This is a genomic window from Paenibacillus sp. OV219 (genome assembly GCF_900110075.1).
Classification (GTDB): Bacteria; Bacillota; Bacilli; order Paenibacillales; family Paenibacillaceae; genus Paenibacillus_Z.
Genome location: NZ_FOCJ01000005.1, coordinates 133,553 through 156,704, shown reverse-complemented (window position 1 = coordinate 156,704; position 23,152 = coordinate 133,553). Strand labels below are relative to the sequence as shown.

Below are 23,152 nucleotides of genomic sequence, written 5' to 3'. Positions count from 1 at the left end.
CATGATGAGAATGCACAAGAAGATTTCATTGGCCCTCGTTATTGTTTTGCTCGCGGCAACAATTCCAGTTCTTCAGATCGTTCACGCATTTGGACCTGTTACGATTTGGCAGCAACCCAATTCATCTGTCAATGCGAAGTATCCTCGGGCCATTAAGCTTGAGAATCAGAGCAGTGCATCAGACAATGGCAAGCTACTTGCTTCAGAGCAAATAGACGCCTACACCAGCCTACCCATTCATATAAGCTCAGATCGAGGGCAGAGCTGGTCGACCGTTTCAACAGTAAGCGATGTCCATTCCGGCGAGAAGCTGGTTAATGCCAACAATCTATATGAATTGCCGCAAGCGATCGGGAGTATGCCGAAAGGCACGATTCTATTTACCCCAACCGCTGCAGACAGCTCTGGTAATTTAATGATTGAGCTTTATAAAAGCAACGATGTCGGCCAAACGTGGCAGTTTGTATCGAAGATCGTCACAGGCGGCCCATATGCAGGTGCAACTTTAGCGAGTCAAGGTGTTTGGGAGCCGCAGCTTCTTGTTGCCAATAATAAGCTGATCTGTTTCTACACAGATGAGACGGATGCTAATCATAATCAGAAAGTTGTCCATAAGACATCAACAGATGGCGTGAATTGGTCTAGTGTCGTAGACGATGTGAGGATGGGCTTAAATTATAGACCTGGCATGGCTGCTGTTACGAAGATGGGAAATGGAAACTATATTTTGGCCTATGAGATCGTTGGATATGCCAACTCTCAAGTTTATTATAAGATCTCTTCCAACCCTGAATCCTGGACTCCTGACAATGTTGGATCGCCGATTAATAGCCCGGGGTATACGATTGGAAGCACGCCGTATATTATTTGGACGCCACTAGGCGGACCGAATGGGTCACTGATCTTATCCGCATGGTCCGATAATCATTTGTTCGTTAACTACAACAATGGAGTAGGGGATTGGTCTGCACTTGATAGCGTTATTCCAACAGCTTATAGCAGAAGTTTAGTATATACAGGCGGCTCAAAAGTAGGAGTACTGGCTTCTGACTCTACAGATTCAAAAATTATTTTTGGAACTGTCGATATCGGGGTGGCTAGCAGTATCATTTCAGGTCGCACATATAAGCTATTGCCGCAGACAGGTGAAGTGAACAATCAGGCGCTTGATGTGACTGGTTGGGGATCTACAAACGGAACAAATGTGGAGACGTGGGAGGATCTGGATAATCCTGCGCAGAAGTGGAAAATTGTTGACGTAGGCGGCGGATATTACAAGCTACTGCCGAAGAATGGTGAAGTAAACAACCAAGCGCTTGATGTTGCAGGCTGGGGGTCGACGAACGGGACGAACATAGAGACTTGGCAGGATAACGGTACCCCTGCACAGAAGTGGAAAATTGTTAATGTCGGCGGCGGGTATTTCAAGTTGTTGCCACAGTGCGGTGAAGTGAACCACCAGGCGCTTGATGTAACTGGTTGGGGATCAACAAACGGGACGAATGTGGAGACTTGGGAAGATAACGGAACACCAGCACAGAAATGGAAGATTGTTGAGGTTACTCCGAATTATTAATTCGTTCAACAAAAGGGAGGAAGGCAGTCGGTCGTAACGATCGGTTGCCTTCTTCTTTTTTCTTGCGCATAATAGGATAATATTGGTAGTGGAGAAAAGTACATGATAGGAGGGAAATGCTTGCACCTATTGAATCTAAGAGAATTATCGCATAAGCAAATAGATGAGATTTTTGAGTTAGCTGATGAACTAAGATTGCAAAATGATAAATACTCGAGGTCTTTAACTCGAAAAACATTTGTATTATTCTTTCCTGAATCGAGTCTTAGAACAAGAATTACTTTCGAGAAGGGTATTAAGGATCTTGGGGGAGAGTGCATATTATTCCCTCCAGAAACGCTAGATAAGAGGGAACAGCTAAGTGATGTTACCCATTACCTAGAGAACTGGGTTGACGGAATCATTGTAAGATATCCTGATTACTCAAAAATCCAAGAGTTAGCTTACCAGTCATCATTGCCCATTATTAATGCTATGACATCGGTAAACCATCCTTGTGAGATTTTGTCCGACCTCTATTCAATAAGCAGGCAAAGGGAGAATTTCACAGAATTAGTATATACGTTCGTAGGGCCTGCGGGAAATATTTGCAGATCATGGGTAGAAGCAGCAGGTGTGATGAATTTGAATTTTAATCATATTTGCGCAGAAGGACATGAATTGGGAGAGAGGTCTACTAACTACTCCTACCACAATGAATTTGAAGATGTACTAACAAGAAGCGATGTAATCCTGACCGATTCATTGCCGAAGGAGTTACTTACCGATGAATATATCAACAAATATCAGATCACTCTGGATAGAATGAAATTAGCCAAGCCCAATGCAATACTAAATCCATGTCCTCCCTTCTTCAGAGGGGAAGAGATCAGTGAAGACGCGATTTCATCTGACTATTTTGTTGGACATTCTTTTAAGAAGAATCTCCTTTATGTTCAACAAGCAATAGTGCTATATAGTTTATGGAATTAACTAGATTACTACGAGGAGCGACACATTAAATGGACAGAACAATAAACGAATTTCTAATAGAAGCAGACATCGTTTCGTTGCAGCTGGCGATGGAATCAGGCGAGTTATCGTCGGAGGCTTGCGTTCGTTGGTACTTGGAGCGGATTGAACGGCTTAACCCGAAGCTGAAAGCGGTATTGGAAGTCAACCCGGATGCGATATCTATCGCAAAGGAGCTTGATGCAGAGCGGCGGGAGCGAGGATCACGCGGACCACTTCATGGTATCCCGATATTGCTCAAGGACAATATTGATACTGGCGACAATATGCATACTAGCGCCGGCTCGGTCGCTCTAGCGGAACATATCGCTCAGAAGGATTCGGCCGTGGCTTTACAATTAAGAGTTGCGGGAGCTGTATTCCTCGGTAAAGCAAACATGACGGAGTGGGCAAATTTCATGTCGGGCACGATGTGGTCGGGGTATAGTTCCAGAGGTGGACAGACGCTCAATCCTTACGGCCCCGGCGAGTTGTTCGTGGGTGGCTCGAGCTCGGGATCTGGGGCGGCGGTTGCCGCGAATCTGTGTACTGCTGCCATTGGGACTGAAACATCTGGTTCGATCATCAGCCCATCCTCACAGAACGGACTTGTCGGCCTAAAGCCAACTATCGGGCTCGTAAGCCGTGGAGGTATCATCCCGATTACGCAAACCCAAGATTCAGCTGGTCCGATGACGCGTACGGTTAGGGATGCTGCTATCCTGCTCGGCGCCATGACAGCGATGGATCCAGAAGATACGGCAACGCGAGACACTGGGCGATTGGCGTATATGAATTATACAACTTTCCTGGACGTGGATGGCTTGCAAGGCGCAAGAATTGGAATTCCTCGGTATTATTATCAAGGATTGGACAAGGCTCGTGCGGAGATTATCGAGAGGGCAATCAACTTGTTAAAGGAATGCGGGGCAGTTATCGTCGACCCGGTATCGTTGCCTTGCGAGAGTGCGAAGTGGGACTGGGACGTGATGCGATACGAGTTCAAACATGGCTTGAACAATTATCTGAGCAAAGTAGGCCCTGGCGCGGCTGTCCGTTCCTTTGATGAACTCATTTCTTATAACGAAGCGAATCGCGACGTTGCATTGAAATACGGGCAAGGCACATTGATCTGGTCAAATGGAACGAGTGGAACATTGACTGAACCGGAGTATTCCGAGAGTTTGCGCCTTAACTGTGAGACAGCCCGGGACCAAGGCATCGACCACGCGATCCGAGAATATAAGCTGGACGCTTTGTTGTTCCTAGGTAACGAGGATGGGCTCGATATATCTGCGCGCGCGGGTTATCCTGCCATTACTGTGCCTGGCGGCTACGCAGAAACAGGCGTTATCGCAGAAGGTGGTTATACGACCAAGGGACCGCAGGGAATCACTTTCGTTGGAACCGCCTACAGCGAGCCCGTACTATTCCGATTAGCTTACGGCTATGAGCAAGCGAGTAAATACCGTTTTGCTCCTAGTGATCCGGTCTGAAATTTGAATTGTGCTGCTACATGGCAGTAATGCTGATATAGGATGAATTTTTTGGAGCAGGCTGCCGACGGCAGCTGCTCCATTTTTCATTTTGCAAACGAGTAGTTTTCACGTGGAATTGACTCATTGAAAATATGTAATTACGATATCTTAAAGTTACAGTTTTTGGATAAATACAGATGTAATATAATGATTTAGAGCGGACAGGGGAGGGGATATGAGTTGCTATCATTTACAAAAGAACTAAAAAAAAGAAGACTAAGGCATTTAATAAACTGGGATGCAATCCCAAAGCATGTTGCGATTATGATGGACGGAAATGGAAGATGGGCTACAAGACGAGGACTGCCTCGTACCGCCGGACATTTTGCTGGAATGAAGGTAATGGAAGATATTATCTACGTCAGTCATAAACTAAAACTTCATTATCTGACGCTGTATGCTTTTTCAACAGAAAATTGGAAGAGGCCTGCAGTAGAAGTAGAGTATATTATAGGTCTTATTAATCAATTTGTGACGGAGATCAATATTCATAGGTTTAATGAAAACAATATTAAAGTAAATTTTATAGGGGACATCTCAAGGTTTTCAGAAGACACACAGCAACTCATGCGAAGTGTGATAGACAGCACTAATGGGAATACAGGTCTGACTGTAAACTTTGCTGTGAATTACGGGGGACGCGCAGAGATTATCCATGCTACAAGGGCAATCGTTGCAAAGGGTACAGATAATATCACGATAGAAGAGTTTGGAAAATACCTACATACAGTTGACTGTCCTTCTCCGGAATTAATAATAAGAACAAGCGGTGAGAAAAGACTCAGCGGTTTTTTATTGTGGCAAGCTGCCCAATCTGAATTGTGGTTTACCGATGAAATGTGGCCAAGCTTTAATGAGTATCTTTATTACCAGGCTTTTTATGAGTACCAGCAGCGTAAGAACAGGGCGTAATGGTCCTAAAGAGGTGACGAGGTTGAATTCATACAAGGTAAAAGGGATTATTTTTGATATGGACAATACCATCCTACGATCAAAGATAAATTTCAGTGCGATGAAAGCTGAGATTTCTCAGTATTTACTAGATAATAGACTCCTACATGAGAATTTCCCTGTAAATGATCACACAACCTCAACGATCATTGAACATGTTCAGCGTTCAGAACATTGGGACATACATTTGCAGGAGATTTTATGGGATATTGCCAAAAAGCATGAGCTGATGGGTATGTCTGGTGCGGATTTAGAGCCAGGAGCGAGAGAAATTCTGCTTGAATTACATGGTAAGTTTAAAATGGTCATTCTAACGAATAATTCATATACGGCAGCGATGTCAGCTTTATTAAATCATAGAATCAATCCTTTTTTTGAGACGGTTATTGGCAGAGAACAGATGAAGTTCATGAAGCCAGCCCCAGATGGCGTGTATGCTATTCTTAATAAATATCCTAATCATTCTGCTGATGATTGGATATCAGTTGGTGATGCATGGATAGATGGTAAAGCGTCGCAAGATGCAGGGGTAAAGTTCATCTCCTACCAAGGAGATATCGACAGGATGAGGAGTAAAGGTGTTATTCCAATCGCTTCTATCGATGATCTAGCTCAGTTAGCTTCTTATATCAGACGGGTATAAGATGGTGCAAGTTGCTAGAACTCATATACTTGAAATGATTAAAATGGGGGCTTTATATGGATTTCGGGGTCGATATACAAGAGAGTCGCTTCGAAGGTCTTAACCAATACCTATGTGATATTAAGAAACGTATTTCCGCATCAGCAGCATCAGTATTAATAATCCAAAATGACGTTATTATCAATGAATGCCCCCATAGGTTATGATTATATAAGAGACATACAGACCTTTGGTAATATGGTTAGGGAATGCATTTTGTCACAATGAGATAGGTGGCCAGATTTGCGAAATATAGAGTAAAGGATGATTTTACTGTTGGAAACCATGGAATTGTCTCTAGAGCATTTTTCGTCAATCGCACCTCACGTAGGAACTCCGAGGACACTCATACAAATGTCTAGCGGATTCAGTAATGATAATTACATACTAACGACGAGTCAGAGTAAGTATAGGGTCCGGGTTTCAAAATATTCCAAGCATACAGATGAACTGCTGGCAGAACAATTGATTCTGAGCAGGGCGGCGGAGCAACATAATCTGATCGTTCCGATGCTGAGACTGTTTAGGCTGCCTAATGGGACGAACGTTAGCATTTTCCCATACCTGGAAGCTGATCTTAATTTCGATATAAATAACGAAGAGTTGATGCGTGACGCGGGTAAGGCTTTAGCACATTATCACTTGTCTGTTGATGGGTATACGGGCAGCTTGCCTTGGAAGCCCTTATCGGAGGCTTTTGGTCATGAGGTGCTCCAAGCTGGCGAGCTAAGCAAATTTATAGATGATCAGGCGCTATTAGAGTATCCAAACTTATGGTGTAGCATCGAGAGTCTACTGCAACGTATGGAAGATGCAAATGTTCTTATGAACGAAGAGCCATGTTCGTTACTGCCTCAACTCCCTTGTCATGGAGATTTTGCCCCTGCTAATCTGCTGACACACGGTAATCGTATAACAGGCATGATTGATTTTGAGTGCTGTCGCTGGGCACCAAGGCTGTATGATTTATCTACTTTTTTGATCTCTTTGCAGGAAGATGAAGGGTTTGAGATGGATATGTCAACATGGTTTCTGGAAGGGTACAACTCCGTACTTCCTTTATCCGAGAATGAACTGAAATTAATACCCAAGTTTCAATATATCCGTTCGTTGGAGGCGGCAAAAAGACATTTCATTCGAGTCCTCAACGGAGATCACAGAATGCATTTTGGTTTAATTATGTATTGGGAACGAGTTACGATAGACTTAAGGAAATAGCGGATCAGCTAAAATTGAAGATAGACAGGAGCTAGATACGATGATAAAAGGTTTTGGAGGCGTTTTTTGGAGAACTAAAAATCTTGAGGTTGTGAAAAAATGGTACAGCGAAGTATTGAAGCTTGATATAAATGATTGGAACGGAACCGTTATCAAACCCGAATTAGGAAATGAAACGATCTTTTCTTTCTTTACCGAGAATGACAGTTATTTTCCAACAGATCAACAAGTGATGCTGAATTTCCAAGTACATAATATAGACGAGACGATTAAGCATCTTGAACATATGGGTGTGCCTCTTGCTAAGAAAGAAGAGACTGGTGAATTTGGGAAATTTATTTGGATTGAAGACCCTGATGGTCGATTAATCGAGCTTTGGGAGAAATAACGAGTTGACATTCGACAAAATAGGCAGCCTCTGCATGGATTTTCGCAGGGGCTGCCTATTTGTTAGGTTATGGATGATAAGCGATGCTTTCAGTGTTGCCTGTAAGTGCGTTGACGTACGCGAGCGTAACGCCTTCTACGCCAGTCACAGGTATTTCGTACACGAGTTTGCCATCGTGAATCTCGAGCTTTGGAGAGCCGGCGACTCGCAAGTTCGGGCCGAGAGCCGCGGCAGCTTGTTCCGCTGTCTGCTTCGGATGAAGTGGGAAGCTTTTATTGTAATTTCTATAGTAGTCGGATGCGTCGAAGCTGATCAGCTCGCCTGTGCGCGGGTCGAATCGCCATACGACTTTCATCTGGGAAATAGGCACTTGCTCTCGGACCGGGATATAAATGAGTTGAATCGAGGTATCCGTTTGAGCTTTCGTCATGAGCGCTAAGTGGTCATCGGACCACCGCTTCATCCATTCGTCCGCGAGCACGATGGCTTGTTGCTCGTCCATAGGTTGCTGGGAGGTTTCACTTTGCGAGCCGCTCTGTGTCACCCGAATGACATGTTTACTTTTGCTTAGCGTGACGATGTAGGGACTGGTTCTTTTCCCATTTGCGTCGGATAATGTGAAATCCATGACTTCGCCAAACTCGGGGCTGACCCCACCGGAAACCATACGGACGATTTGTTTGCCCGGTCCTTTGTTCCAAGCGTCTCCCATGAAGGTTTTTGCTTTGGTCGCAAGCTCCGTCGCCTTAAAGGTCAGCTCGCCGGCAAACACGGTACCCGGCTTCGTCGGATTGTAAGGATGTAGGTTGTATCGGAATTCATTGAAGGCTTTATTGCCGTAAATTGAAATCCCATCGAGCTTGGCGAGCGCCAACTCCATCTCTGCAGATATCCGCTGTATACCCGTTAGGGAGACTCCGTGCGCTTTCATGCGATCGACGTAAGGCATGGCCGTGCGTGCGAATTTCCGCATCCGCTGAATTTGCTCCAATTGATCCGAGAGGAGTGCCGGCCCTTTCTCGCTGTAGGGATAGACCAGGTACCGATTACTGTCGTTTGCAAATGATTCATAAGAGGGCCAGTAAAGACCATTAAAGTTCATAGCGGAAGCGTTCGTAAGTTCGTGAATAATGAGGCCTGCTTCCTCACTTGCATTATTGATCGCCTCTTGCCGATTGATAGGGGAGTTGGCCGCAAGCGCCTCTGCGAGGGAGAAGTCAAAGCCGCTCAAGTACATGGATTGCAGTTGAACCCCATATATGACGTTTCGGTAATGTTGCCGCTCCCATTCTCGATTGTGCTGATGTTCCTTATAACCATAAACCGCACATGCGATCGTCGTTATGCCGAGCAGGCTGATGATGCATTTGGAGATAACGTTCATGTCTATTAATGCTCCTGTCTTTGTCTCGCGAGTCTTATCCACTTTAACAAAGACGGGAACACAGTTTAATGCGTAAATGTTGCCAATGCCCAGTGTCGATCCCTTTTACTCAGATGAAGTGTAAAATTCATTTATAGTCGTTTCTTCCTTTTTTTTCCTAAGTAGAAACAGTTAAACTAACCTTTAGGGGATTAGCTCTTAGTACTTTAACATTTATGCTCTATAAGAAAAAAGCGCCACCTTTTAGGTGGCGCACTTGATTTTAGGCACTATTTAAGCGAGGGATCTATTTCCAATCCCTTACAATATTAGTATATCCCACGGAAAAATATAAGTCTATATTTTATTGGGAAAACCTAGTATGTTTGATGTCTCGACGAAGAGCAAGGCAATAACCTCGGAAGGAGTGTATATTTTGAAACCTGAACGAAGCTTATCAATCTTTTGGCTGTTACGTTATCTCGTCCCCGTCAAAGGGCGAATCGTCATTCTCTTGGGAATGCTGCTTACTTCAACAGCACTTCAACTTATCAATCCGCAAATTGTCCAACAGTTTATCGACACGGCTTCCACCAAAGGAGCGATCGTGGGTCTGCTCAGACTCGCTGGCATCTTCCTTGTCATAGCTGTTATCAACCAGCTTCTCACTGTAGCCGTTAGCTACATGGGAAACGACGTCGCCTGGCGAGCTACTAATCGGCTGCGGGCCGATCTGCTCAAGCAATGTCTGCGGCTCGATATGCGCTTTCACAATCTTAAAACACCCGGTGAAATGATTGAACGCGTTGACGGTGACGTGACTAATATGTCGAACTTTTTCGCCTTATTTATTGTCCAGATTATTGGCAGCTTTGTTCTCCTTGCGGGCATTCTGGGTTATATGTTTACTACGAGTTGGCCGATTGCAACCACGATGACCATTTTTACATGTATCTCCATAGGGGTCATGGTATATATTCGCGACCTCGGAGTTACCGCAACGCAAGCGGAACGTCAAGCCAGAGCATCGCTGCTCGGTCTTATCGAAGAACGTATCTCCGGAATCGAAGACGTGCAGGCGAACGGTGGTGTACCGTATGTGATGAATCGCTTTCATCGAGCCATGCGCAGCGTATTCCTGACCGGGCGCAAGGCATGGATGCTTCGCGTAGTCCCTTGGAACGCCACAGTCGTCTTATTCGCGGTAGCTGTCACGGTGGTACTGTTGATTGGCGTTAATATGTACCTCAAAGGTCAGATCACCTTAGGTACGTTATATCTTGTCTATCAATACACGCAAATGCTGAACGATCCGATCGAACAGCTCGGTAACCAAGTGCAGGAATTTCAGAGAGCCAAATCGGGAATGCGCCGCTCCAGTGAAATCCTTTCTTTGCAAAGCGAGATTCGTGAAGGAACGGAAGAGACGCTTCCTGACGGAGCTCTCGGTGTTGATTTTGACCAGGTTAGCTTCAGCTATAACAGTGACAACCGCGTTCTTCAAGACATCAGCTTCTCCTTGCGACCGGGGGAACGGCTTGGCATTGTAGGACGTACCGGTAGCGGGAAGTCCAGCATTAGCCGTCTACTGCTTCGCTTGTATAACACGGATAGCGGCGTAATTCGAGTAGGCGGTACGGATATTCAAACTTTAAGGATGGAAGCGCTGTACAATCGGGTCGGCATGGTCACGCAGGATGTGCAGTTGTTTGACGGGACGCTCAGGGACAACTTGACGCTATTCAACAGCAAAGTGTCGGATCAAGAAATTATGGAGACCACCGAAAGACTCGGCTTACGAAAGTGGATTGATAAGCTGCCACACGGATTGGATACTCATCTGGCGGCTGGCGGAGCTTCGTTATCTGCGGGTGAAGCCCAGTTGTTCGCGCTGACTCGGGTATTCTTAACGAAACCTAGCCTTGTCATTCTGGATGAACCTTCTTCCAAGCTTGACGCAGCGACGGAAGCCGCTTTGCAAACCGCTGTCGATCAAATTATGGAGCATTGCACAGGTATCGTTATTGCACATCGTTTATCAACGTTGAAGAAAGTGGATAAGATCATGGTGCTTGGCAACGGACGTATTCTCGAGTTTGGTCCGCGGGAAGCGCTAGCGCAAGATTCGTCCTCACGCTTCGCGAAGCTATTACGAACGGATCGTCAGGAGGAATTGGCATGAAGGTAGGTCATTTTGTAAGGCAGCTCCTTCGATTTCGATTATCGTTGTATGTCATAAATGTGCTGCTATGGTGTTTGTTTCACTCCATACCATTGCTATTTGGTATTGGAATGCAGTGGTTCTTCGACCTTGTCACAGGCAAGTCTCATAACTTTGTTTCGATAGCGACGCCGCTGTTGATTGTTGCAGTTATCCGATTTACCAGAGTCGGCATGTTTTTCATCGCCTTTTATAAATGGATCACCTATTCGTATCACTTGCAAGCCATATTGCGTACGAACATGCTGACTGGCATCATGCAGTGGCCTGGGCGAAATCTTCCTGCTTCTCCAGGGGAGGCCATGACCCGGTTCCGGGATGATATTGACGAAGCTGTAGAATACGTGGAATCCTGGGTAGATTTCTGGGGGAAGTTAGCGTACGCGATTATTGCCATCGTAATTATGGCTCGAATTAACTGGACTATCACCGTCGTTGCAATTGTTCCTTTGTTAATCGTTACACTGCTGAACAACTTATCTAGGGGACGGGCGAGAAAGTACAGTCAGCTAAACCGCGAAGCGACCGGCCGAATCACCGGTTTTATTGCTGAAACGTTCGGCAGCGTTCAAGCCGTGAAGCTTGGACGGGCGGAAGAGAATGTCTTAAATCGCTTTTTAAAACTCAACGAAGCTCGTAGACAGGCGGCACTAAAGGATAACTTGTTCATGCAATGGATGCGGTCACTTTCTCAGCACGTGTTAAACATCAGTACCGGCATCATTTTATTGATGTGTGCTTCCCAGATGCAGGCCGGCCGTTTTACCGTCGGCGACTTTGCTCTTTTTACGATGTACGTGGGCTCCTTTGCATCTAGTATCTCGCTATTCGGTTACATGGTCTTTCAGCACATGCGTTTGAAAGTGGCGGTTGACCGGATGCGGATGCTGTTTCGTCCAGGGACGCAAGACAGCATTGTGGATCATAATGACATTCACCTGTACGATACGCCGCCGGATGTACCTGTATTTGACAAAAACAAGGAGGAGCATCTGAACAGCCTAGAGGTAAAAGAGCTCTCGTATGCATATCCGAATTCCGATAATGGGATTCAAGACGTTAGCTTCCGCTTGGAGCGCGGTACATTTCTCGTCATTACCGGGAGAGTTGGTTCTGGCAAATCAACGTTAGTACGGACGCTTCTAGGACTTCTTCCCAAAGAGGGCGGGACGATCACTTGGAACGGGAAGACGATTGACCATCCGGCTTCGTTCCTGGTTCCACCGAGAGCGGCATACACACCGCAAGTACCGCGCCTGTTCAGCGATCCCCTTCGCGAGAACATTACCCAAGGTAGCGGAGTTTCCTCGGATTCACTCGACAATGCGATCCACATGGCCGTGATGGAGCAAGATGTTCAAGATCTCGAAAACGGCCTCGAGACGATGGTTGGTCCGCGGGGTGTCATGTTGTCCGGCGGACAAATTCAACGCGCAGCCACCGCTAGGATGATGCTAACGAAATCAGACCTGTTCATCTTTGACGATTTATCTAGCGCGCTGGATGTAGAAACGGAGAATGTGTTATGGGAGCGTCTGTTTAACGAACAGGAAGTTACCTGTATCGCCGTATCTCATCGCAGAGAGGCGCTGGCACGTGCGGATCATATTATCGTGATGAAGGATGGACGTATCGAAGCGGAAGGATCATTGCAAGAGCTGTTGACCTTCAGCAGTGAGATGCAGCTACTATGGCAAGGAGAGGAACGAACCGCTGAGGAAGATGTGGAGCAGCAGTCGGTGGCGAATTAACGACTTCAGATGAGACAAGTGAGTGCAGGTGGGTTCCTAAGGAACATGTTCTGGACTTCATTACTCTACCGGCCATTCGCATGCGCTTTGAAGCATACTTGAACTTTATCGGCGCTGTGAACTACATCGAATACGCCACGGAGACAACTTCTGCATGTAGTCTCAAGCTTCAAAGAAGTGTATAAAACCAGCCCTTGCCCTTGTCGAATAACTAGATCCGCTAATAGAGCGGGTCTTTGTTTTTATTCGCTAGATTTTATTAGCTCTATCCCGCATCAAAGGGAGGAAAACACATTATGTAAATGGAATATGTTCCAGTAGGAATCGACATAAATAGATTCGAATTACTCATTACCGACGTAAACATGGGAGGGATACGGTATGAAAATCAGCATTTGTTCTTTCAGTTTTCACAGAATGTTGGCGGCAGGGGAGCAAGACATTTTCCAATATATCAAGGATTGTAAACAACTTGGGTGTACACAGCTCGATCCTTGGAATGCACACCTCGCTCAATTGAATCATGGAGCCGATGCGCTGCACGCCGGTGCCAATCCGGATCAGTCCCAGCATTTGAAGGCGGTAGACGATGAGTTTCTAGAACGTGTGAAGCTTGCAGCTGACGAAGCAGGCCTTCCGTTCGGCTGTATCGCCGTGGACGGTGCACATATCTATGAAGATTCGGAAGAAGCTCGAAATAGCAATCGGCAGCGCGCATACCGCTGGATCGACATTGCCGAGAAGCTTGGCGCGTCCTCCATCCGTATCGACTCAGGCGGGCCGTCGCAGTGGACCGAAGAAGTGTTCGACATTGTTGTTGAAGGGTATAAGGATATCATTGCACGTGCAGAGAAGGCTGGAGTCAAGGTGGTCGTAGAAAATCACTGGGGTCCAACTGTAGATCCGGATAATACAGTCAAACTTCTGAAAGCGGTTCCAGGGCTCGGGTTGCTGCTGGATTCTTGGAATTGGGCGCATGGGAAGCAGGCGGATGGTTGGCTGAAATGCGCGAAATACGCAACTGCCACCCATATCAAAACATTCCGTTTCACGGAGGATGGTCAAGAACTAACCCAAAATGTTCCTGCCTTCTGCAAAGTGCTGCTAGAGAACGGCTTTCAGGGCACTTGGGGTGTCGAGAGCGTGCCGGCAGACGGTAATGAAATCGAAGGCGCTCGCAAGACGATTCAGCTGATCCAGCGGTCAGTTTCATAGAAGTGAACGATCAAAGCTTTCTTAAGTGAGTTCAACAGACACTACATAATCTTTCAAGTCAAAGGTGAGTGAACATGATGAACGCAATATTACCATTCCATGAAGTAGCCAGACTTCCCTTGCCGGGAGATAACTGTGCCATAGCGATTCGTCGATTAGAAGCCGGATCTATCATCCAATATGAAGAGCAAATGCTGACCTTGGATTATACAGTGCTGGAAGGCCATCGCTTTGCAGTTAAAACGATAGAGCCGGGTGATAGTTTGCTTTCCTGGGAAATGCCGTTTGGCGTGGCTGTGCAGTCGATTCCGCCTGGACATTATGTGATCAACGGAGCCGTCTTGGGCGAGCTTGGTGTACGACAGCTGAACTTCGCACTTCCGGCCGAGGCGAATTTTGAGGATCGCGTTCCGGACTATGTGCTGGATGAAGTAAGCTTCCAGCCTGCACCGGCACCGCCAGCCTATCCGGATACGCGCACGTTTATGGGCTATCGCCGCTGCGAAAGCCGGGGCGTTGGTACACGTAATCACGTGGTGCTGCTCGGCAGTTCGTCACGTACCGGCAGCTACGTGAAGCAGCTTGCCCGTCGCCTGCAGGACGACTTGAAGCTATACCCGAACATCGACGGGATCGTTCCCGCGGCGCATACGGAAGGCGGCACCGATAACCCGAATAATCTCGACTTGCTGCTGCGGACGCTAGCCGGCTTTACGGTGAACCCTAACGTCGGAGCTGTCTTAATTGTCGATTACGGCATCGAAGCGGTTACGAACGACATGGTGCAAACCTATTTGCGCGACAATGGTTATCCGATTGACGACGTCATTCATAAATTCGTGACTCTCCAAGGCGCATTCGAAGCGGATCTAACGGAGGGTGAAGCAATTGTGCGCGCGTGGCTGCCGACAGTAGACGCTATGCAGCGGACGAGCGAATCCATCAGCCACTTGAGGATCGGCTTGCAGTGCGGTGGTTCAGATGCGTTCTCCGGTATTTCTGCGAACCCGCTTCTCGGTTGGATTTCGGAAGAATTGGTTCGGCACGGAGGCGCGGCTAGTATTGCTGAAACCGATGAATTGATTGGTGCGGAGCCATATGTGCTGTCGAAGGTACGGAACGTGGAGACCGCTCGTAAGTTTCTGAAGCTGGTTGACCGTTTCAAGGAGCGTACATCCTGGCACGGATCAAGCGCGGAAGGTAACCCTTCCGGCGGCAATAAATATCGCGGCCTCTACAATATCTATCTCAAATCTATTGGCGCTGCGCGTAAGAAAGATCCGATCACTCGCCTTGACTTTGCCACAGAATACGGGGAGCTGATGAAGGACGGCGGCTACTATTTCATGGACAGCCCCGGCAATGACCTCGAGAGCATCGCGGGTCAGGTCGCAGCAGGCTGTAATATGATCTTCTTCACGACAGGCAATGGCTCGATCACGAACTTCCCGTTCGTTCCGACGGTTAAGGTTGTCACGACGACGAACCGTTTCCAGTTGTTGTCTAATGACATGGATATTAACGCGGGGCAGTATTTGGAAGGTGCGTCCATGGATCAGCTGGGCCAGGAGACCTTCGAGCTAACGCTCCAAATCGCTTCCGGACAGCGCAGCGTAGGCGAGAAGGCGGGCCATGCCCAGGTGCAGATTTGGCGCAATTGGCAGCAAACCGACGCGAGCCGGTTGGAAGAATTGCTTCATGCCCCGGCACCAACGGGGGAACCGATCGACATTCAATCCTACTCGGAAGCGGAAGTCAGCCCAATCCAATTTACCCTTGCAAAGCATGCGGACAACAGCGTGGCTAGCGACAATATCGGCTTGATATTGCCGACGAGTCTGTGCGCTGGGCAGGTAGCCACGATGATTACGCAGCAGTTGAACAAACAATACGCCGATCATCCCGAGGTTTCGCGCTTCGTTGCTTTGGCCCATACGGAGGGCTGCGGGAATTCTGGCGGACAAGCCGAACAACTGCATGCGCGAACGTTGATCGGTCACGTCACCCATCCGATGGTGAGCCATTGTTTGCTGCTCGAGCATGGGTGCGAGAAAACCCACAACGACTTCATGCGCCATGAGATGGAAGAAATGGGAGTTGACGCAAGCCGTCTCGGATTCGCCAGCATACAGCTAGACGGAGGCATCGCGAAAGTGACGCAGAAGGTGGAAGCATGGTTTGCAGAGCGGCTTACGGCAGGCACAACGTCCGATGAGGCAATCGTCGGTTTGGAAGGGCTGCGAATCGGCATATTGAGCGACGGCGCCATCGAAGGCGAGGCCGGGGCGCTGCTCGCGAGGTTGACACGATTGGTCGTCGGAGCAGGCGGTTTGGTTGTTGTGCCGCAGAACAGCGGTTTGTTGACTGCTGATGCTTATCGCTCGTCGGTATTCGCACAATCCGATGTCCAGCCGTCCATTGCGTACGGAGAACATGTGCGCCGAAGAGGCTTCCACATCATGGAAACCCCAACCGAGCATTGGGTAGAAACGGTGACCGGCCTTGCGGCTACCGGTATCGAAATCATAATCGCGCTCGTCGGTGAACGTCCGATGCAGACGCATCCATTCGTGCCTATGCTGCAAATCGCAACAACATCGGCAAATGCAGCCATCAATGAGAACGATTTGGATCTACGGCTGACAGGCGATTCGGGGGCGTGGACGACGCAGCTGCTAGAGCGCATCAAACAAACATTGGAGCATGACTATACGCCGCGTCTCTATCAGCAAGGCAACGTCGACTTCCAATTAACGCGCGGGTTCCTCGGCTTTTCGCTATAAAGGAAAAATATAGATAGAGGGGTTTTCTATTCGATGAGCAATGTAATTCTAATTTCTGGTCCTAGTGGCAGTGGCAAAACAGCGCTTTCGGAATATCTAGGCGCTACATGTCATTTTGCCGTTGTAAGTGAGGATAAATTCTGGGGTGAATATAAGGCAAATTGTCCGGTGGATGAGGGACGAACCCTTGAAGAGGAGGTCATTATTCAGAACCAAGTTGCAACTAAAGTAGAACAACTGCTTCAAGAGGGAAAGAATGTCGTGCTTGAATTCATTCTGTATTGTGATCCGCCAAGACCTCTGCTCGCATACCAGGAAGCTCTACAAGGTAAGGCTTTGAACCTTACAACTGTTCTGCTCAAACCTTCTGTGGAGGTGATATTGGATAGAAAAAGACTCCGTGGGCGCATAAGCGAGCAGAATTCAGCGAATGAAACCACTATAGGCGAGAGTCAATTAAGCTGTCTGGACAGTCCTTACATCAAGAAGGAGTGGATTGTTAACAACGATTCCCTCACGATATCCGAAACCTATGAAATGCTTGCCCGCGACAACAGGCACATCTTTGAGTAAGTCAGACGTATTGTCATTGGCTGTGCTTTAACCAATTCGTCCTTTAGGAGAGTGTTAGTCTAATGTCTCTGTTTCGTAACCCGTTGAAGAAACTTAGAACGACTGCCAGCAAGATCATCTTATCCACCATGATCGCCTTTCCTATTATTGCCGGTTCATTCGCCGCACCAGCTACTGCGTTCACAAGCACGGACGCCGATACGGCGATGAATGCTTTTATTAGCGGGTATTGGATGACAAGCGCCAATCAATTTGCCATTGATACGAATAAGTCGACGAAAGATGAATTTTGGAAGCAAGCTCTGATGCTAGAAGTACTCGAGGACGCCTACGATCGGTCGTCAAGCACAACCTATTACAATTACATTGTAAGTCTTTCTAATTCGATATTAACGCAGTATGGAAATGACTGGACCTATGTCGCAACACTTACGGATGATCCGATGTGGATGTCGATTGCCTTCCTGAGAGCATACTCCATTACTGGCAACACCAATTACAGGACAGCAGCTAAGAATACCTTTGACGGCGTGTGGAACGCTGCCTATGACACTCAGCTGGGCGGCGGAATCTGGTGGGATTATGCAAAGACAGCGAAGAATACTTGCAACAACATGCCAGCGGCCGTTGCAGCAGTCCGGTTATCCAGCGCGCTTGGCGATACGACCTACTTAACGAAGGCACAAGATTTGTACAATTGGGAGAAGAGCCGCCTGTTCCTTAACGGGCGTGTGATGGACAACCTGCACAGCGACAACACAACGATTGACAGCTGGGAATTCTCGTACAACCAGGGCATATTCATCGGTGCGGCTCATTACCTGTATAAAGCGACGAATAACACCTCGTACTTGAAAGACGCCATCGCTGCTGCGGACTATTCGTATCAACACATCACGGATACCAATTACATTCTGAATTTTGACTCCGAAGATGGGGTAGAGGCTGGAGCTGGTTTCAAAGGTATCTTTGTCCGGTATATGAACTTGCTGATTAATCAAGATGGCCAAAGCCAGTATTCGGCATGGATGAATTTGAATGCGAACACGGTTTGGAGCAATCGGCGAACATCGGATAACCTTACTTACAAGGATTGGTCAATCAAGGCTCCGAGTTCCTTAATTAAATCGTTCGGTAGCTCGACTGGAGTGGCGGCGCTTCAAACCACCGTTCCTGCCAGCGGTTCGATCACCAAGCCACTCGCTCCTGCGACTACAACCACGGTCGATCTGAAAGCGCTTGGTGCATACAATGAAGATGCGATCAGCACAGATGCATCTCCTGGCAGCTTCAGTTGGAGTGGAGGTACATATGCCTATCCTGCTGAGCAGGTTCCTTCCACAATCACATTCGATAATACACCGTATCTAATGGGACCTAATTATGATGGGAACTGCAATGGCACTATTAATACGGAATGCAATGCCATCAAAGCCGTAGGACAAACGATCTCGCTTCCTTCAGGAAAATACACTGAAATCCGGATGCTTGCGGTTGGAACGTATGGAAGCCAATTGGCAAAAGAAATCAAGATCAACTATAGCAGCAGCGGCAGTGTTTCCAATCAGGCGAACATCGTCATGTCAGACTGGGCGGCAAGCGATTATACCGGTCAGAAAGTCGCCAAAACATTCACTTCCATGCATACCTCTTCCGGCGATACTTCTGGAAGCGGCAGAATTTATGCCTACTCCTTGCGGACGACCCCTAACTGGAATCTTTCAAGTATAACGCTGCCAAATACGCCGAATGTCAATATTTTTGCCATCACACTTGTCTCCGCCCAGCAAGCAGACTTGTCCGCTTACTACAACGAAGATGGCTGGGGCAGCGACTCGAACCCGAGCAATAACAGCTTCGGCGGGGATGCGGGGTATGGTTATTCTGCGAACGTATTGAATCTGAATCCAACATACAGCGGTATCAAGTATACCCTTGGAGCAGCGACAGACGGCCAGAACAATCAGATCAAAGGAACAGGTCAGACTTTGCAGCTGCCACCGAACCAATATTCTGCGATCAAGCTTCTGGGCGCTAGTTCACACGGTAACAAAACGGGGACCTTTATCGTGAATTATTCCGACGGAAGTACAAGCAGCGTGAGTGTCTCCATGCAGGATTGGGCTTTGCCTAATACGACTGCATATCAGATGCAGGTGATGTCGTACGCGCATATTAGCGGGGCTACCGGCACCGGATCGTTCTATGTATTCGGATACAGCCTATCTCCGACTGCAGGAAAAACCGTAACCAGCCTTACGTTGCCTGCCAATTCGGATATTCATGTGTTTGGTTTATCGTTGGTTCCTTAGACTTGTACCTTAAACTGCTAAAAAACCGACTCTGGCCATTGCCAGGTCGGTTTTTCTTCGCTATTCAACGTGGTATCAATATCGAACGGCTTACTCTTCGCAAAGCATTCATAGATAGAAGTGCAACGAAGTAGACCAGTAAAGAACAGAGGATAGAGCCAATGACGCTCCATAAGAGCGAGAGGTGCTCTACGACGGTTAAATATTCGAGGGTCCATCGCCCGCAAATCGCCATCAGCAGCATGCACGCGCCAACCTTCAGATAGGGCCCAATACTCATATAGATGCCGATCGAGCTAGATATTGAGAAAAAGTTTAGCATAGCTTGCATCATAATTCCGATTCCAATGCCGAAGGTGACGCCGACAATGCCGAATTGGCTGCCAAATACGAATATGGCGATCGCCTTTAACGCAGTGGAAACGACATAGTTCCAAAGCGTAGCATTCGCGCGTCCAAGTCCGAGTAGGATGGCATGCATGGGAGCGTCGAAATAATGGAGGAAAAATATCGGCGCTAATATCTTCAGCAGCAGTCCCGCTTCAGGCGCATGATAGACAAGAGTTGTAAGCGGAGTTGCCCACTGAAATAGGATAACAGTAGCTGGTGCGCCGATCAGTAAACCTAAGTTCAACGCTTGATTCATCCGCTCATGCATAAGTCGATCATTTTTATTAGCAGCAGCCTCAGAGGCAGCCGGCACAAGCGCAGTAGATAAAGATTGCGTAATAAAGCTAGGCATGTATAGCAGCGGAAACGCATACCCCGCCAACATCCCGAACTGCTTCGTAGCAAGTGCCGTACTTACGCCGGCCATCGCGAGGCTAGTTGCAATGAGCAAAGGCTGGAAAGCACTATATACCGAATGAACTAACCCTGTACCCGTTGTCGGCAGGCCAATCTGCAGCAGCTCGGTGAGGGTTTTTTTGCCATTCCTCAGATGTCCAGCCCATGTCTCGCCCGCAACTTTGGCTTCACCATATAATTTGTAACTAATAACGAGGAACGAGAGACTGATCGCCTCGCTAATAACAGAGGCAGCCATAGCACCAGCTGCCGCGTAAGCAACGCCATAAGGCAGCAGCAAATGGACCAATGCGAGAACACAAGCAATCTGAACCGAATACTCGAGCACATCGGAAGCGGCGATCACTTTCATTCGCTGAATGCCTCGGAAGTATCCCTTCAGAACGGCGGAAACGGCGACAATCGGGGCAATCGGTGTAATCGCAAGCATGGCATAATAAGCGCGCTGGTCGCTTAGCATGATAGATGCAATCCAATGAGAGCCAAGCAAGGAGAGAGTCGTCAGCGCTACACTCAAGACGCCGGTCACTGCTAGTGATACATGCAGTATACGCCTGACTTTCAACAACTCATCGCGAGCATAGGCTTCTGCAACCAGCTTTGAAATTGCAATAGGTAAACCAAGCTCCGTAATCGTAATGACAAGCGGCACGAGAGGATGTGCCATCATTAACAAGCCAATTCCTTCCGCTCCAAGAAAGCGAGCGACATACATGCCGCTTATAAAACCAAGAATACGGTTAATAAAAGCAGCGACAGATAAGGCCATCGTCCCTCTCATGAACGATTCCTTCTTTTGTGCCATCTCCTTGTCCTCCTGATCCTCGAATACTTAAATGTATTCATGAATCGGAAAAGCATGCGAGTTGGTGGGGAAGGGGGCTGCGATGATTGTTGGAGGAGGGTCGGTCAATTAAACGCAACTTTATTCAGCATCATACGTCTTAACTGTAAAGGGATCCCATTTGGAGGAGCTTTCTTTCGGACATCATTGCAGAGAATGGTAGGGCTGCAGATTGGCAGTTAAGATATGTACGAAGTGTGGGGAGTCTAACTCCGAGGGTTCATTATTATGTGTTGTCTGTGGAAGTTCGCTTACAAGTGCACCCATAGAAGGTACTCCAAACGCAGCTAAGATTTATTCAGGAAACACCAGCCCAACCACATGCCAACATTGTAATGAGCGTCTGGAGCAAGGAGCATTAAAGTGCAGATATTGCGGGACCGTCGTATCCAAAATGGCAAAAAGCGCTCGTTATTATAGTGATCATACTCCTTCTTACACCGACAGAGGAGAGTCCACATCCATGGAAACGTTCGGAAGAGGCTGCCTTTGGCTTATACTTGGCGCCGTAGGATTGTTCTTCCTCGCTTTCATCACTCAAAGTACAATTAACATTCCTTGGTTCATATTCATTCCAATCGTGATTGTCGTCTTCTGGTTGGCGTCAAAGAAAAGTAAATAATTATCCCCAATAAAGATGAGGGCAACCACTATTTTAGCGGTTGCCCTCATCTTTATTAACCCATATTACAGCGTTAACCCATCTCAGAGAAACGGATACATACCGGCTTCGATACGTGAAGCTCGCTGCCAGTCGGCTGAAGCTTGCCCGACTCAGCATCTCGGCTGAATGTCACGATATTGTTGCCATCACGATTCGCGACAAGCACGAAGTGGCCGTCTGGTGAGATCCCGAAATTCCGCGGGTGTCCGCCGAGCGTAGGTGCATATTCAATCGGCTCAATGCGGCCATCAGCCGAGTCGACGCGGTATACAGCCAAGCTATCATGCCCGCGGTTAGAGCCATACAGGAACTTACCATCCGGTGACAGGTGGATGTCAGCAGTAGCACTGTCTCCCACGAACGATTCCGGCAGCGTGGAGATCGTCTGAACGACACTGAGCTGTCCTTGATCAGCATCGTACGCATAGACCGTTATCGTGCTGTTCAATTCGTTAATGCCATATCCAAATGGCAGCGACGGATGGAAAACGAAGTGGCGCGGACCAGATCCAGGTGCGATGGTTGTCTTATTGTGCAGTTGCAAACGTTGGTTCGGTACATCTAATTCATAGACGAAGAGAGTATCAAGTCCGAGGTCGGACACAACAGCATACTTGCCAGCGTTGTCGACAATGACCGAATGCGCTCTCGCCTGCGTTTGTGCTGGATGAACGCTCGATCCTTCATGCTTGTGAACGTCGATCGTCTGACCGATGCTGCCATCTTCGAGAATCGGCGAAAGGCTGAGCATACCGCCATGATAGCTCGCCGTCATGGCAAACTGGTGCGACGGATCAAGTGTAATATGACATGTCGTTGCCGGAAGCGTGATCGCTTCATTCAATTTTAACAGTTTTCCTGTTGCAGGATCGAAGCGGTAAGCAGCGGCTGCACCGCATTTATTCCCTTCAGAATCTTTACCCTCCATAATCGTATAGAGCGTCCGGTTCGTCTCGTTAGGAACTAGGAATGTCGGATTCTGAAGGCCATCCGCTTGACCGATCAAGGTTAATGCGCCAGTTTGTTTGTCATATGCACAAGCGTAGATACCGGGTTCATTCGCGTTCGCATAGGAACCGATAAAGGCAAATGTCGAAGCCATAGTCAAGCATACCTCCAAGATTCTAATTATAATCGTTCTAAGTTAGCATTTTACCATTATTCGCTTCATCTGGCACTCTTGGATCATTTGGACAGATGTGTTGAAATTCCTTTTGACATTGATAATCATTATCATTTATTATAGAGGGACTAAAAACCACTTATAACGAATAAG

Annotated in this window: 16 protein-coding genes and 1 pseudogene; 14 read left to right on the top strand and 3 right to left on the bottom strand. The window is 47.5% G+C overall.

The features are described from left to right. Position 1 precedes the first annotated feature (1 nt). The 7 genes from BMY11_RS14500 (at position 2) to BMY11_RS14470 (ending at position 7,343) form a co-directional block, all read left to right on the top strand. Entirely contained in the window at positions 2 to 1,576 is a 1,575-nt protein-coding gene (locus BMY11_RS14500) for an RICIN domain-containing protein (RefSeq protein WP_177182647.1), read from the top strand. Positions 1,577 to 1,696: 120 nt separating this feature from the next. After that, a complete protein-coding gene (locus tag BMY11_RS14495; RefSeq protein WP_090577219.1) occupies positions 1,697 to 2,548 on the top strand; it encodes an ornithine carbamoyltransferase in 852 nt (283 codons plus the stop codon). 29 nt (positions 2,549 to 2,577) lie between these two features. Continuing rightward, a complete protein-coding gene (locus tag BMY11_RS14490; protein WP_090577216.1) occupies positions 2,578 to 4,062 on the top strand; it encodes an amidase family protein in 1,485 nt (494 codons plus the stop codon). 222 nt (positions 4,063 to 4,284) lie between these two features. Continuing rightward, positions 4,285 to 5,016 (top strand): polyprenyl diphosphate synthase, encoded by a 732-nt coding sequence (uppS, locus tag BMY11_RS14485; protein WP_090577213.1) that lies wholly within the window; start codon positions 4,285 to 4,287, stop codon positions 5,014 to 5,016. A gap of 22 nt (positions 5,017 to 5,038) precedes the next feature. Further along, positions 5,039 to 5,698, top strand: coding sequence for an HAD family hydrolase (locus BMY11_RS14480; RefSeq protein ID WP_177182646.1), 660 nt, complete (start codon positions 5,039 to 5,041; stop codon positions 5,696 to 5,698). Positions 5,699 to 6,022: 324 nt separating this feature from the next. Continuing rightward, entirely contained in the window at positions 6,023 to 6,955 is a 933-nt protein-coding gene (locus BMY11_RS14475) for a phosphotransferase enzyme family protein (RefSeq protein ID WP_256217533.1), read from the top strand. A gap of 40 nt (positions 6,956 to 6,995) precedes the next feature. Further along, positions 6,996 to 7,343 carry a VOC family protein gene (locus BMY11_RS14470; protein WP_090577204.1) on the top strand — a complete coding sequence of 116 codons (348 nt, stop codon included), beginning with the start codon at positions 6,996 to 6,998 and terminating at the stop codon, positions 7,341 to 7,343. A 67-nt stretch (positions 7,344 to 7,410) separates the two neighbouring features. On the opposite strand, the gene BMY11_RS14465 is transcribed toward BMY11_RS14470, so the two are convergent. After that, complete coding sequence (locus tag BMY11_RS14465; protein WP_090577201.1) at positions 7,411 to 8,727, bottom strand: hypothetical protein; 1,317 nt, start codon at positions 8,725 to 8,727, stop codon at positions 7,411 to 7,413. 361 nt (positions 8,728 to 9,088) lie between these two features. Between BMY11_RS14465 and BMY11_RS14460 the strand changes: the two genes are divergently transcribed. From BMY11_RS14460 to BMY11_RS14430, 6 genes are all read left to right on the top strand, one after another. Beyond that, complete coding sequence (locus BMY11_RS14460; RefSeq protein WP_090577198.1) at positions 9,089 to 10,888, top strand: ABC transporter ATP-binding protein; 1,800 nt, start codon at positions 9,089 to 9,091, stop codon at positions 10,886 to 10,888. Further along, positions 10,885 to 12,678: an ABC transporter ATP-binding protein gene (locus tag BMY11_RS14455; RefSeq protein ID WP_090577195.1), complete on the top strand. Its 1,794-nt coding sequence runs from the start codon at positions 10,885 to 10,887 to the stop codon at positions 12,676 to 12,678. The genes BMY11_RS14460 and BMY11_RS14455 overlap by 4 nt, the downstream gene beginning before the upstream one ends. 381 nt (positions 12,679 to 13,059) lie before the next feature. Beyond that, complete coding sequence (locus BMY11_RS14445) at positions 13,060 to 13,893, top strand: sugar phosphate isomerase/epimerase family protein (protein ID WP_090577192.1); 834 nt, start codon at positions 13,060 to 13,062, stop codon at positions 13,891 to 13,893. Positions 13,894 to 13,967: 74 nt separating this feature from the next. Continuing rightward, a complete protein-coding gene (locus tag BMY11_RS14440) occupies positions 13,968 to 16,676 on the top strand; it encodes a UxaA family hydrolase (RefSeq protein WP_218150185.1) in 2,709 nt (902 codons plus the stop codon). Between the two features lie 33 nt (positions 16,677 to 16,709). Further along, positions 16,710 to 17,249 carry a P-loop nucleotide/nucleoside kinase family protein gene (locus BMY11_RS14435; protein WP_090577189.1) on the top strand — a complete coding sequence of 180 codons (540 nt, stop codon included), beginning with the start codon at positions 16,710 to 16,712 and terminating at the stop codon, positions 17,247 to 17,249. Positions 17,250 to 17,311: 62 nt separating this feature from the next. Further along, a complete protein-coding gene (locus BMY11_RS14430) occupies positions 17,312 to 19,561 on the top strand; it encodes a glycoside hydrolase family 76 protein (protein WP_090577186.1) in 2,250 nt (749 codons plus the stop codon). A 64-nt stretch (positions 19,562 to 19,625) separates the two neighbouring features. Here BMY11_RS14430 and spoVB read toward each other — a convergent pair whose 3' ends face one another. After that, positions 19,626 to 21,173 (bottom strand): stage V sporulation protein B, encoded by a 1,548-nt coding sequence (gene spoVB / locus BMY11_RS14425; protein ID WP_090577183.1) that lies wholly within the window; start codon positions 21,171 to 21,173, stop codon positions 19,626 to 19,628. A 211-nt stretch (positions 21,174 to 21,384) separates the two neighbouring features. Here spoVB and BMY11_RS29710 point away from each other — a divergent pair. After that, positions 21,385 to 21,579 (top strand): annotated as a pseudogene (locus BMY11_RS29710) (zinc-ribbon domain-containing protein); the annotation flags it as partial. 328 nt (positions 21,580 to 21,907) lie between these two features. Here BMY11_RS29710 and BMY11_RS14415 read toward each other — a convergent pair. Further along, entirely contained in the window at positions 21,908 to 22,978 is a 1,071-nt protein-coding gene (locus BMY11_RS14415; protein ID WP_090577177.1) for a lactonase family protein, read from the bottom strand. Positions 22,979 to 23,152: the final 174 nt, after the last annotated feature.